This window comes from Streptomyces sp. T39, assembly GCF_008042045.1.
Classification (GTDB): Bacteria; Actinomycetota; Actinomycetes; order Streptomycetales; family Streptomycetaceae; genus Streptomyces.
This window is the reverse complement of the sequence record NZ_RDBP01000012.1, coordinates 1,784,109-1,796,733: the sequence shown is the minus strand read 5'-3', so window position 1 is coordinate 1,796,733 and position 12,625 is coordinate 1,784,109. Positions and strand designations below refer to the sequence as shown.

Genomic DNA, 12,625 nt, shown 5'->3' with positions numbered 1-12,625 from the left:
GGCAAGACCTACGAGATCGACCTCACCACCGCCAATGCCGACAAGCTCCGGAGCCTGCTCGAGCCTTACGCGAAGAGCGGCCGGCGTACCGGTGGCCGTGCCTCGACCGGCCGCGGCAAGGCCCGTGCTGGCCGGACTCGGGGACAGTGGGGATGCCCCCGATCTCGTACGGCTGGTGGCCGCCGCGGCGACGGAGTGCCACCGGCTCCGGCTGCTGCGCGCGAAGGGCGCGCACGCCGGACTCGGGGGGAATCAGCCGTTGGCCTTCTCGTAGGCCTCGCGGACGGACGCGGGAACGCGACCGCGGTCGTTGACCTCGTAGCCGTTCGCCTTCGCCCACGCGCGGATTTCCGCGGTGTCCTTGTTTCCGCCCGCGGCAGCACGGGCCTTGCCGCGGCCGGTCGCGGCACGGCCACCGGTACGCCGGCCGCTCTTCGCGTAAGGCTCGAGCAGGCTCCGGAGCTTGTCGGCATTGGCGGTGGTGAGGTCGATCTCGTAGGTCTTGCCGTCCAGAGCGAACGTCACCGTCTCGTCCGCCTCGCCGCCGTCGAGGTCGTCGACAAGAAGGACCTGAACCTTCTGTGCCACCGGATTTCCTTTCATCGAAAATGCAGTACGCGGAAAGGAAACCGCTTTTCTCTGGAAAACACAAACCCTTGGCAGAGGTTCAGATCCTCGAGAAGACGGGAAACGTGCGCGATTCGGACATAGGGATCCGGGCTTCCGCGGACGGGGCCGCCGCTGTCACAGGTGCAGAAGCATGCGGCTGTTGCCCAACGTGTTCGGCTTCACCCGTTCGAGACCGAGGAACTCCGCGACTCCCTCGTCATAGGAACGCAGCAGCTCCGCGTAGACATCGGTGTCGACCGGAGTCTGCGACTCCCCGATCTCGACGAAGCCGTGCTTCCGGAAGAAGTCGACTTCGAAGGTGAGGCAGAAAACCCGTCGCACGCCGAGCCACCGCGCGGTCTGGAGCAGCTTGCCGAGCACCTGATGACCGACGCCGTGGCCCAGGAACTGCGGGTCCACCGCGAGGGTGCGCACTTCGGCGAGGTCTTCCCACATCACATGAAGTGCGCCGCAGCCGACGACCCGGCCGTCCTCGTCGCGTTCCGCCACCCAGAACTCCTGGATGGCTTCGTAAAGCGTGACGGTCGCTTTGTCGAGCAGGATGCCTTCACTCACGTACGGATCGACGAGTCGGCGCACATCGGGGACATCGCTGGTCCTGGCCCGCCGGACGGTGACGGCATTTGCTGGGGCATAAGGCATGGCGCGACGCTATCGCCCCGCCGCACCCGGTCCGTCGCCACCCTCGTCGGCCTGCACGATGCGCACCGCGGCTTGGAGCGACTCGCGCTGCTCGGGCGACATCATCCCGAAGAAGGCGACAAGCGCGGCGGCCGGGTTGTCGCTCTGGGACCAGGCTTCGTTCATCAGTGCGGCCGAGTACGCGGCGCGGGTGGAGACGGCCGTATACCGATAGGCGCGGCCGTCCACTTCCCGGCGCACCCAGCCCTTCTGATGGAGATTGTCCATTACCGTCATGACGGTGGTGTAGGCGATGGACCGTTCCTGCTGGAGGTCTTCCAGGACTTCCCTGACGGTGACCGGCCGGTTCCATTGCCAGACCCGTGTCATGACGGCGTCTTCGAGCTCTCCCAATTGACGGGGCACATTGCCACCCTAGTAGGAGAAACCGTCATCAAGGGCTATCGACGTAACAAAAAGGACGTACGACAGGGAACCTGTCGTACGTCCTCGGTGCGCGGCGGGCCGTGCCTCAGGCGTCGGGGCCGGGCTGCCGGGCCGACTCGGCCCGGCTGAGCGCGGCGTCGACGGCCGCGTCCTCCTTGGCCTTGTTCGGACCGCCCTGGCTCTTGACGATCGTCACGACCAGGCCGATGAAGAAGGCGGCCATCACCACGGGGGGAACGAGCGCGGAAACGTAGTCCATGCCGTCCAGGGTAGCTATCCGGCGGCGCGCTGCTCGGGCGGGGGCACCGGCTTCCGGCGCGGCGGGAACACCTCGGAGGGTTTCGGCACCGGCTTCTCGTCGGGAGCGGGCGGCGTGGGCCGCGGCTGCGGCCTGCCCTTCGGGTCGTCGGCTCCCCGGCCGCCGGGGAGCGCGAGCAGCCGGGCGCGGCGGGGCGTCCCGGCGGGCCGGTACTCGGGTGCGGGCGCCGGCGCGGGAACCCGCACGGCGCCCTGGCCGAGCCGGGCCCGTACCGACTGCTCGGCGATCCCCAGGCAGCGGCGCAGCACGGCCGCCGCGACCGGATTGCCGCCGAGTGCCCGCAGGGCCGCGAGATCGTGGGTACCGGGGTCGTAGCCGGCCGCCAGGGCCTCCTGGAGGAGCTCCAGATAGCCGACGGCCGAGCCGGGCAGGGCGGCGCGGTAGCGGGCGAGATCGGAGACGAGGAAGGCACGGAGACGTCCGGCCTCGCGCACGGCCTCGTCGACGGAGTCGGCCAGACGCAGGCACTCCCGGACGTCCTCGTCGGCGAGGGGGACGGGATGGAGGGCGGTGGCCAGGGCGCGTCGGAGCACACGCAGCTCGTCCGCGCCGAAGGCCATTCCGCCGTGGGATCCGTATGGCGTGGGCATGCGCCGACCATACGAGCCGACGGACGAAATTCCACTTAATGGTACGAAAGCGGGCGTTTTCATTTCCCTGGCCGGAAATGCGGGGTGCCCGGACCCGTGCGGCCGCAGGCGCCGGCCGGAGCCGCCGGGGCGGGAGGGCCCCGGCGGACGTCACATGCGGGAGACGTTGCGCTCGTAGACCAGGCGCAGGCCGATCAGCGTCAGCCAGGGCTCGTGCTCGTCGATCGCGGAGGACTCGCCGAGCACCATCGGCGCCAGTCCGCCCGTCGCGATCACGGTCACCTCCTCCGGGTCCTCGGCCAGCTCCCGCTTCATGCGGCCGACCACGCCGTCGACCTGGCCCGCGAAGCCGTAGACGATGCCGGCCTGCATCGCCTCCACCGTGTTCTTGCCGATCACGCTGCGCGGGCGGGCCAGCTCGATCTTGCGGAGCTGGGCACCCTTCACACCGAGCGCCTCGACGGAGATCTCGATGCCGGGGGCGATCACCCCGCCCGCGTACTCGCCGCGCGCGCTGACCGCGTCGAAGGTCGTCGCCGTCCCGAAGTCGACGACGATCGCGGGCCCTCCGTACAGCTCGACCGCCGCGACCGCGTTGATGATGCGGTCCGCGCCGACCTCCTTCGGGTTGTCCATCAGGATCGGGACACCGGTCTTGATGCCGGGCTCGACCAGGACCGCCGGGACGTCGCCGTAGTAGCGGCGGGTGACCTCGCGCAGTTCGTGCAGGACCGACGGGACCGTCGAGCAGATCGCGATGCCCTCGATGCCGTCGCCCAGTTCCTCGCCGAGCAGCGGGTGCATGCCCATCAGGCCCTGGAGCAGGACGGCGAGCTCGTCGGCGGTGCGGCGCGAGTCGGTCGAGATGCGCCAGTGCTCGACGATCTCCTCGCCGTCGAAGAGACCCAGGACGGTGTGGGTGTTGCCGACGTCGATGGTGAGGAGCATCAGGCGCCGACCTCGCGGAGGTCGAGGCCGATGTCGAGGATCGGCGAGGAGTGGGTGAGCCCGCCGACGGCCAGGAAGTCGACACCGGTGCGGGCGTACGCCGCGGCGTTGTCCAGGGTCAGGCGGCCGGAGGACTCCAGGATCGCGCGGCCCGCGGTGAGGGCGACGGCCTCCTCGGTCTCCGCCGGGGTGAAGTTGTCCAGCAGGATCAGGTCGGCGCCCGCGTCCAGGGCCTCGCGGACCTGGTGGAGGGTGTCCACCTCGACCTCGACCGGCAGGCCGGGGAAGCGGTCGCGGACGGCCTTGAACGCCTCGGCGACACCGCCGGCCGCCACCACGTGGTTGTCCTTGACCAGCGCCGCGTCGGACAGCGACATCCGGTGGTTGACGCCCCCGCCGCAGCGCACCGCGTACTTCTCCAGGGCGCGCAGGCCGGGCGTGGTCTTGCGGGTGTCGCGAACCCGCGCGCCCGTGCCCTCCAGGGCGTCGGCCCAGGCGCGGGTCGCCGTCGCGATGCCGGACAGCCGGCACAGCAGGTTGAGCGCGCTGCGCTCGCCGGTGAGCAGGTCACGGGTGCCGGCGGTGACGGAGAGCAGCTTCTGTCCCGCCTCCACCCGGTCGCCGTCCTCGACGTGCCGCTCCACCTCGAACTCGGTGGTGCACACGATCGACAGGATCGCCTCGGCGACCCGCAGGCCGGCCACCGTGCCCGCCTCCCGGGCGGTGAAGTCGCCGGTCGCGACGGCGTCCTGGGGAACGGTCGCCACGCTGGTGACGTCCAGACCGCCGTCGAGGTCCTCCTCGATGGCGAGATGGGCGATGTCCTCGACCTGGACCGGGTCGAGTCCCGCGGCGGCGAGCAGTTCGGCGAGCGCGGGGTCGAGGCCGCTCTCGTACGTCTCGTCGGCGCAGCCGCAGCCGTCGCCGCAGCCCGCTCCGTCTGCGGCGGGTGCGCCGATCTGGATCAGCGGTACGTCCACGGGCTCCGGACGTTCTTCGGGCGTGGTCACGGTTGCGGCTCCCTGGGGGCGTTGGGCGTTACGGGCGGAAATGCCTCACCGGCGGTGGGGCGGACGTCCGGCTCCCCCGCGGAGAGGCGGACGACGAGGTGACGCCGCCAGCGGTCGTCGTCGCGGTCGGGGCGGTCCTCGCGCCAGTGGCAGCCGCGGGTCTCCTCGCGCTCCAGGGCCGCGGCCACCAGAGCACGGGCGACGTCGAGGAGGTTCGTCGTCTCCCAGGACCCGGTGCCCGGCTCGGCGACCGTGCCGGCGGCCGCGGCGGCCGCGTGCAGGGCCGCCAGGGCGTCGGCCGCCTTGCGCAGGCTCGGCCCGGAGCGCAGCACCCCCGCGTGGGTGCTCATGATCCGCTGGATCTCCGCGCGGGTGCCCGGCGCGGCCAGCGGGCGGGGCGGCTGCGGACCGGTCGTGGACACCGCCGGCACGCCCTCGCGGTGGGGGCCGTGCGCGGCGATGTCCTCGGCGATCCGCTCGGCGAAGACCAGGCCCTCCAGCAGCGAGTTGGAGGCCAGCCGGTTGGCGCCGTGGACGCCGGTGCAGGCGACCTCGCCGCAGGCGTACAGGCCGGGGACCGTGGTGCGGCCGTGCAGGTCGGTGCGGACGCCGCCGGAGGCGTAGTGCGCCGCGGGGGCCACCGGGACCGGCTCGGTCACCGGGTCGATGCCGTGGGCCCGGCAGGCGGCCAGGATCGTGGGGAACCGGCTCTCCCACATCCGGGCGCCGAAGTGGCGGGCGTCCAGGTACATGTGCTCGGTGCCCTGCTCCTGCATCCGGCGCATGATGCCCTTGGCGACGATGTCGCGCGGGGCGAGCTCGGCCAGCTCGTGCTGCCCGGTCATGAAGCGGACGCCGGCGGCGTCGACGAGATGGGCGCCCTCGCCGCGGACGGCCTCGGAGACCAGCGGCTGCTGGCCCTCGCTGTCCGCGCCGAGGAACAGCACGGTCGGGTGGAACTGCACGAACTCCAGGTCCGAGACCTCGGCACCGGCGCGCAGCGCGAGCGCCACGCCGTCGCCGGTGGAGACGGCGGGGTTGGTGGTGGCCGAGTAGACCTGGCCCATGCCGCCGGTGGCGAGCACCACGGCGGGGGCGTGGACGGCTCCGACGCCGTCGTGCTCGCCCTCGTCCATCACGTGCAGGGTGATCCCCGCCGTGCGACCCGCGCCGTCCGTGATCAGATCCAGGACCAGGGCGTTCTCGATGGTGCGCAGGCCCTGGTCCCGGACCGCGTCGACCAGCGCCCGGGAGATCTCGGCGCCGGTGGCGTCACCGCCGGCGTGGGCGATGCGGCGGCGGTGGTGGCCGCCCTCCCGGGTCAGCTCTATCGCGCCGGACCGCGGGTCCGTGTCGAAGCGCGCGCCGGTGGCGATCAGGCGGCGCACGGCGTCGGGACCCTCCGTGACCAGGGTGCGCACGGCCTCCTCGTCGCAGAGGCCCGCGCCCGCCACCAGGGTGTCGTCGAGGTGCTGTCCCGGGGTGTCGCCCTCGCCGAGCGCGGCGGCGATGCCGCCCTGCGCCCAGCGGGTGGAGCCGTCGTCCAGGCGGGCCTTGGTGACCACGACCGTGCGCAGGCCGGCCGCCGCGCAGCGCAGCGCGGCGGTGAGCCCGGCGACGCCGGAGCCGACCACGGCCACATCGGCCTCGATGGCCCACCCGGGGGCGGGGGCGGCCAGCCGGGTACCGGCCTCGGCCCGTATTCCGGTCACTGCGGGGCTCCGAACGTCAGGGGGATGTTGTCGATCAGGCGGGTCGTCCCGACCTTCGCGGCGACCGCGAGCACCGCGTCCCCGGTGTGGTCGTCGGCGACCTCGGTGAAGCGGTCCGGGTCGACGAGCGCCAGGTAGTCCAGGAGCAGGGGCGGCGCGGACCGCGCGGCCTCGTCCAGCACGGCGGCGGCGGCCGCCCGCACGGCGTCCGCGCCGACCGGCGGGCCGGCCTGGGCGACCGCGTGGGCGTCGGCCGCGGCCCGGGCCTCGCCCATCGCGGACAGCGCCGCGGCGCGGGTGGGGGCGGCGGGGACGGCCTCGGCGCGGGCGTGCAGCGCCTGCTGGGCGGCGAGCCGGTCCCGGGCGGCGAAGAGCGCCCGGGACAGGGCGAGGGCGGTGCCCCGTTCGGCGGGCGAGAGGTACTGGTTGCGGCTGGAGCGGGCCAGTCCGCTCTCCTCGCGGACGGTGGGCACGCCGACGATCTCCACCGGGAAGTTCAGGTCGCGCACCATGCGCCGGATGAGCGCGAGCTGCTGGGCGTCCTTCTGCCCGAACAGCGCCACGTCGGGCGAGGTGAGGTGGAGCAGCTTGGCGACGACGGTCAGCATGCCGTCGAAGTGGCCCGGCCGGGTCCTGCCCTCCAGCACCTCGCCCATGGGGCCCGCCGTGATCCGCACCTGCGGGGCGCCGCCCGGGTACACCTCGTCGACGGACGGGGCGAAGACGGCGTCGGCGCCCGCCGCGGTGGCCGTCACCAGGTCGGCGTCGAGGGTGCGCGGATAGCGGTCGAGGTCCTCGCCCGCGCCGAACTGGAGCGGGTTGACGAAGACGGTCACGACGACGAACCCGTCGTCGCCCACGTGCCGGCGGGCGGCCCGGACCAGCTCGGCGTGGCCCTCGTGGAGCGCGCCCATGGTCATCACGACCGCCGTGCGGCCCGTGCCGGTGCGCCGGGCATCGAGCAGGGCGCGGAGGTCCGCCCGGGTCGGCACGAGCTCCAGCGTGCGCGTGGTGGTGCGGCTACGGCTCATCGCAGGTCCCCCTCCGCGAGGACGCCCAGCAGGTCTTCGGCGAGCTCGGGCTTGAGCATGCCGTTGGCGAGTGCCCGGTCGGCCGTCGTCCGCGCCATGGCCAGATAGCCGGCGACCGCGCCCGGGGCGTGCCTGCGCAGTTCGGCGACGTGCGCGGCGACCGTGCCCGCGTCGCCCCGGGCGACGGGGCCGGTCAGCGCCGCGTCACCGGAACGCAGCGCGTTGTCGAGGGCGGCGCCGAGGAGCGGGCCGAGCATGCGGTCCGGAGCGGCGACTCCGGCGGTGCGCAGCAGCTCCAGGGACTGGGCGACCAGCGTGACCAGGTGGTTCGCCCCGAGGGCGAGGGCGGCGTGGTAGAGCGGGCGGGCCGCCTCCTCGATCCACTCCGGCTCGCCGCCCATCTCGATGACCAGCGCCTCGGCCGCCAGGCGCAGCTCCTGGGGCGCGGTCACGCCGAAGGAGCAGCCGGCCAGCCGCTGCACGTCGACCGCGGTGCCGGTGAAGGTCATCGCCGGGTGCAGGGCGAGGGGCAGCGCCCCGGCGCGGGTCGCGGGGGCGAGCACATCGGCGCCGAACCGGCCGGAGGTGTGCACCAGCAGCATGCCGGGGCGCACGGCCCCCGTCTCGACGAGCCCCTCGACCAGTCCGGGCAGCGCGTCGTCGGGAACGGTGAGCAGGACAAGCTCGGCCCTGGCCATGACCTCGGCCGGCGGGACGATCGGCACCGAGGGCAGCAGGGCGGCGGCCCGGCGCCGGGAGGCGTCCGAGACGCCGGAGACCGCCACCGGGCGGTGGCCGGCGAGCTGGAGCGAGGCGGCCAGGGCGGGGCCGACCCGCCCGGCGCCGACCACGCCCACGGTCAGTCGGGCAGGGCGGTCCCGCGCGTCGAGCGGTTCCTGTGGTGGTGTGGCGTTCACGCGGCGGTGCCTTCCGTTCCAGTCCGCGGGGGGTACCGGACGATTTCTCGTCACGATGCTACGCCAGCGCCCGCGACGCCCCCGAAGTTGTCCACAGGCTGTGGGCGATGATCGGACCGTGACGGATACGAGCACCGATACGAGCACGGATGTGAGCACGGATGTGAGCGCGGCGACCGGCGACCGGGGCCCCGCGGGAGCCGCCGGCGGGGCCGGCGCGCCTCCCGCCGCCGACGAGGGCGGGCCGGGGCACGGCTCCGGCGCGGTCACCGGGGGCACCCCGGCCGCCGGGGCGGACGACGACGGCCGGCGCCGGCGGCTGGCCGCGTGGCGGGCGTCGGAGCGCGTGCTGTGGCGCGGTTCCGCGGAGCAGAGCCTCGCCCGGGGACTGGGGACGCTGACGGCCGGCGCCGCCGGCGTGTACGACCTCGGGGAGCCGGTGGACGTCTACGGCGACGGTGTGGTGGCGGAGCTGGAGCGGCGCACCGCGGCGCTGCTCGGCTTCCCCGCCGCGGTCTGGTTCCCCACCGGGACCATGGCCCAGCAGGCCGCCCTGCGCGCCTGGGCGGGGCGCACCGGCAACGCCACGGTGGCGGTGCATCCGCAGGCCCACCCCGAGGTGCACGAACGCGCCGCGTTCTCCGTGGTGAGCGGGCTGCGCACGATCCATCCGACGACGCAGCCGCGGCTGCCGACCGCGGACGAGGTACGCGAGTGCGACGAGCCGTTCGGCACGCTGATGCTGGAACTGCCGCTGCGCGACGCCGGATTCGTCCTGCCGGAGTGGGACGAGCTGGTGTCCGTGGTGGACGCGGCGCGCGACCGGGATGCGGTGGTGCACTTCGACGGCGCGCGCCTGTGGGAGTGCACCCCGCACTTCGGCAGGCCCCTGGACGAGATCGCCGGACTCGCGGACAGCGTGTACGTGTCCTTCTACAAGTCGCTCGGCGGTCTGTCGGGCGCGGTCCTGGCGTGCCCCGGCTTCCTCGCCGACGAGGCCCGCGCCTGGCGCCACCGCTACGGGGGGCAGCTGTTCCAGCAGTACCCGGCGGTGCTGTCGGGCCTCATCGGCCTGGAGCGGGAGCTGCCGCGCCTGCCGGAGTACGTGGCGCACGCGAAGGTCGTGGCCGGGGCGCTCGACGAGGGTCTGCGGAGGGCCGGGGTGCCCTGGCACCGCATCAACCCGCCGGTGCCCCTGACCCACCAGTTCCAGGTGTGGCTGCCGTACCCCGCCGACGCGCTGAACGAGGCGGCCCTGGCCCAGTCCGAGGAGACCCGGACGACCCTGTTCCGCCGCTGGTTCACGGAGGGCTGCCCGCCGGGGCTGGCCGTCACCGAGGTCACGGTGGCGTCGGAGGGCCTCGCCTGGTCTGCCGAGGACGTCTCGTCCGCGCTGACGGACTTCGTCCGCCGCCTGGTCTGAGAGGGCGTCCGGGGGACGCCGCGAGGGGTGGCCGGGCCCGCGCGCGGGGCGGCCACCGGCACCGGACCGTCCGCCGGTGCGCCCCGGCGGACGAGCGCCCCGCACGGCCCCACAGCCGACCGGACCACGCCCGCGAGCGGCGGCGGGCAAGGGCTGCACCCGGCACAGTGCGGCCCCGGCAGCAGCACCGGACCAGGGCGGACGGCCCGCGGTCACGCCCCCGTCGGGCTGCCGCGCGAAGGGTCGCACCCGGGGCCGGCGCGCGGGGCGCGGAGACGGCCGGGCCCGAAGACCGCCACCGTCCCCGGTGCAGGCCCCGCTGATGCCCGGGGGCCCGCAGGCCCCGTGGCCGCCCCGCACCCGGCCCGCGCGCCCCGCCGCGCACGGTCCCTGGCCGGCGCCGGCACCGCGCGGTGGGGCGAGGTGGGTGAAACTGGACGCAGGGCCTCACGGCCGGGAAGCGGCGCCGAGCGCCCGGGCGCGGCCGGACGGCGGCGACGGACGGGCGGTCGCGCAGGGCGTGCCGGCGCGCGGAGGTGGATGGTGGACGAAACCCCGGTCGACTACCGGGCCGTGTTCCAGGCGCTGCCCGGCGCGGTCGCGCTGCTGACCACCGACCTCGTGTACGTGGACGTCAACGAGGCGTTCCTCGCGCTGGCGCGGCGCACCCGTGAGCAGGTCGTCGGCCGCTACCTGTTCGACGTCTTCCCCGACAACCCCGACGATCCCTCGGCGAACGGCGTGCGCTACCTCTCGGCCTCGCTGCGGCGCGTGGCGGAGACGGGGGAACGCGACAGCATGGCCCTCCAGCGCTACGACGTGCAGGACCCGGAGCACCCGGGGACCTGGGAGGAGCGCTACTGGAGTCCCGTCAACGTCGCCGTCCGCGGACCCGACGGCTCCGCGGCCCTGCTGCTGCACCGGGTGGAGGACGTGACCGCGCTGATCAGGTCCCGCAGCGAGGCCGAGGGCGGCCGCACCCGGGTGCTGGAGGCCGATCTCTACGCCCGCGCCCGCGAGCTCCAGGATGCCAACGAGCGCCTGCGCCTCGCCCATGCCCGGGACCACGAGATCGCCCTCCGGCTCCAGGAGTCGATGCTGCCGCCCCAGCCGCTGGACCGGCACCGGCGGGCCGTCTCCTACCGGCCCGCCACCGGGGCGCTGAACGTGTGCGGCGACTGGTACGACCTCGTCGACCTCCCGGAACCGAACCGCACCGCCGTCGCGGTCGGCGACGTCGTCGGCCACGGCCTCCTCGCCGCCGGCGTGATGGGCCAGCTGCGCAGCGCCCTGTCCGCCGCCTCCCGGGTCGCGGCCGGACCGGCCCAGGCGCTGGAGGTCCTCGGGCTGTACGCCCGCTCCGTCGACGGCGCGGAGTCCACCACCGCCGTCTCCGTCTTCATCGACTGGCAGGAGCACACGCTCACGTACAGCAGTGCCGGTCATCCTCCGCCCGTCCTGTGCCGGCCCGACGGCACGGTCACCTTCCTCGACGGGGCCACCGACCCCCCGCTCGGCGCCCGCCCCGAACACGTGCCGAGGCCCCAGGCGAGCTGCGACTGGGCCGAGGGGTCCGCCCTGGTCCTCTACACGGACGGGCTGATCGAGCGGCGCGGAGAGGACATCTACACCGGACTCGACCGGCTCGCCGCTTCCATCTGCCGCCACCACGCCGCCGAGCCCGGCCCCCTCGCCGACGCGCTCCTGGCCGACCTCGTGCCGGACAGCGGGGCCGTGGACGACATCGCCCTGGTCGTCCTGCGGCTGTGAAGGCCGCCGGCCACGGGGTGTGACGTTCCGGACGTCCGCCGCGAGGCGCGCCCGCCGTCGCGCACCATGGGGGCGTGAGCGTGAGCATCGACATCACCGGGCTGCCCGCGGAGCGCGTCGTCTTCGGCACCTCCCCCCTGGCCGAACTGGGCGTCGCCCTGCACGCCCTGGCCGAGCCCGGGCACCACCCCGGCCTGCACGGCTGGGCGACGGCCACGGCCGCGGGTCTGAAGCCCGATCTCGCCGACCGGCTCCACGAGGCGGAGTTCCTGTGGCGCACGACGTTCTCGGACGTCTTCATGCCCTTCGCCGGCCTCACCACCGGCGGGGGCAGCACCGGCGCGACCCTCGCCGACGAGCTGGACCTGCTCGACCGCCTCGACGACGAGCGCTTCGTCTCCGCCGCGCTGGAGTTCACCTGTGTCAGCTGCTACTCGACGGGCGGGCCCTCGCCGCTGAGCGACCCGGCCCGGCGCGAGCGCTCCCTCGAACTCGCCGCCGGCCGCGGCCCGCGCCAGCTCGACTTCACCCGGCGGCTCCTGGACGATCCCGCGGCCGTACGGACCTGGATACGGCGCCTCTTCGAGGACTGCGACGAGGCGTTCTTCGCCGACACCTGGCGCCGTGTCTCGCCGGCGCTCGCCGCCGACGCCCGGCACAAGACGGAACTGCTGCGCCACAAGGGCCTCGCCGAGACGCTGCGGGCGGTGTCCGCCGCCCTGACCGTGGACGAGGCGCACACCCGGATCAGCGCCGACAAGCTCGCGGTGGGCAGGACGACCGCCGTCGATCCGGCGGTGGGCGCGGGCCTCACCCTCATCCCGACCAGCTTCGGCTGGCCCCATCTGCTGGTCCTGCACGCCCCGGGCTGGCGCCCGGTGATCCACTACCCGGTCGGGTCCCCCGAGCTGCCGGGCCCCGCCCCGGTGGAGCTGCTGACGCTGCGGATGGAGGCGCTGGCGCATCCGATGCGCATGCGGCTGTGCCGTCATCTCGCCCGCGCCGCGCACACCACCAGCGAGCTGGCCGACACCTACGGGATCACCGCCCCGGAGGTCTCCCGCCACCTCTCGGTGCTGAAGCGGGCCGGTCTGGTGACGACCCGCCGGCGGGGCCGGTACGTGCTCCACCAGCTGGACGTGACCCTGGTCGCGCGGCTCGGCAGCGACTTCCTGGAGACCGTGCTGCGCTGAGCGGCCCCGGGGCC

General features: G+C 74.3%; 13 protein-coding genes and 1 pseudogene. 4 read left to right on the top strand and 10 right to left on the bottom strand.

Annotated elements, in window-relative coordinates:
• Positions 1 to 129, top strand: a pseudogene (locus EAO77_RS09085) (histone-like nucleoid-structuring protein Lsr2); the annotation flags it as partial.
• A 123-nt stretch (positions 130 to 252) separates the two neighbouring features.
• Here EAO77_RS09085 and EAO77_RS09080 read toward each other — a convergent pair.
• The 10 genes from EAO77_RS09080 to EAO77_RS09040 form a co-directional block, all read right to left on the bottom strand.
• Complete coding sequence (locus tag EAO77_RS09080) at positions 253 to 588, bottom strand: histone-like nucleoid-structuring protein Lsr2 (RefSeq protein WP_147987518.1); 336 nt, start codon at positions 586 to 588, stop codon at positions 253 to 255.
• A gap of 156 nt (positions 589 to 744) precedes the next feature.
• A complete protein-coding gene (locus EAO77_RS09075) occupies positions 745 to 1,272 on the bottom strand; it encodes an amino-acid N-acetyltransferase (RefSeq protein ID WP_147987517.1) in 528 nt (175 codons plus the stop codon).
• Positions 1,273 to 1,281: 9 nt separating this feature from the next.
• On the bottom strand, positions 1,282 to 1,677 hold the full coding sequence (locus EAO77_RS09070; protein WP_147987516.1) for a BlaI/MecI/CopY family transcriptional regulator: 396 nt from the start codon (positions 1,675 to 1,677) through the stop codon (positions 1,282 to 1,284).
• A gap of 106 nt (positions 1,678 to 1,783) precedes the next feature.
• Positions 1,784 to 1,957: a hypothetical protein gene (locus EAO77_RS38525; protein ID WP_187283167.1), complete on the bottom strand. Its 174-nt coding sequence runs from the start codon at positions 1,955 to 1,957 to the stop codon at positions 1,784 to 1,786.
• A 14-nt stretch (positions 1,958 to 1,971) separates the two neighbouring features.
• Positions 1,972 to 2,577, bottom strand: a complete 606-nt coding sequence (locus EAO77_RS09065; protein ID WP_187283255.1) for a hypothetical protein — start codon at positions 2,575 to 2,577, stop codon at positions 1,972 to 1,974.
• Positions 2,578 to 2,757: 180 nt separating this feature from the next.
• A complete protein-coding gene (locus EAO77_RS09060) occupies positions 2,758 to 3,555 on the bottom strand; it encodes a type III pantothenate kinase (protein WP_147987514.1) in 798 nt (265 codons plus the stop codon).
• Positions 3,555 to 4,565: a carboxylating nicotinate-nucleotide diphosphorylase gene (gene nadC / locus EAO77_RS09055; protein WP_147987513.1), complete on the bottom strand. Its 1,011-nt coding sequence runs from the start codon at positions 4,563 to 4,565 to the stop codon at positions 3,555 to 3,557. The genes EAO77_RS09060 and nadC overlap by 1 nt, the downstream gene beginning before the upstream one ends.
• Positions 4,562 to 6,277 carry an L-aspartate oxidase gene (locus tag EAO77_RS09050; RefSeq protein WP_261993849.1) on the bottom strand — a complete coding sequence of 572 codons (1,716 nt, stop codon included), beginning with the start codon at positions 6,275 to 6,277 and terminating at the stop codon, positions 4,562 to 4,564. The genes nadC and EAO77_RS09050 overlap by 4 nt, the downstream gene beginning before the upstream one ends.
• Positions 6,274 to 7,308: a pantoate--beta-alanine ligase gene (gene panC / locus EAO77_RS09045; RefSeq protein ID WP_147987512.1), complete on the bottom strand. Its 1,035-nt coding sequence runs from the start codon at positions 7,306 to 7,308 to the stop codon at positions 6,274 to 6,276. Before panC ends, EAO77_RS09050 begins: the two co-directional genes overlap by 4 nt.
• Entirely contained in the window at positions 7,305 to 8,225 is a 921-nt protein-coding gene (locus EAO77_RS09040; RefSeq protein ID WP_147987511.1) for a Rossmann-like and DUF2520 domain-containing protein, read from the bottom strand. The genes panC and EAO77_RS09040 overlap by 4 nt, the downstream gene beginning before the upstream one ends.
• 118 nt (positions 8,226 to 8,343) lie before the next feature.
• Between EAO77_RS09040 and EAO77_RS09035 the strand changes: the two genes are divergently transcribed.
• The 3 genes from EAO77_RS09035 to EAO77_RS09025 all read left to right on the top strand — a co-directional run bounded on the left by EAO77_RS09035 (position 8,344) and on the right by EAO77_RS09025 (position 12,611).
• The gene (locus EAO77_RS09035; RefSeq protein ID WP_410088347.1) at positions 8,344 to 9,648 is read left to right on the top strand and encodes a threonine aldolase family protein; all 1,305 of its coding nucleotides are present in this window, start codon (positions 8,344 to 8,346) and stop codon (positions 9,646 to 9,648) included.
• A 540-nt stretch (positions 9,649 to 10,188) separates the two neighbouring features.
• A complete protein-coding gene (locus EAO77_RS09030; protein WP_147987510.1) occupies positions 10,189 to 11,418 on the top strand; it encodes a PP2C family protein-serine/threonine phosphatase in 1,230 nt (409 codons plus the stop codon).
• Positions 11,419 to 11,498: 80 nt separating this feature from the next.
• Positions 11,499 to 12,611, top strand: a complete 1,113-nt coding sequence (locus EAO77_RS09025) for a DUF5937 family protein (protein ID WP_147989040.1) — start codon at positions 11,499 to 11,501, stop codon at positions 12,609 to 12,611.
• The last annotated feature ends 14 nt before the right edge of the window (positions 12,612 to 12,625 follow it).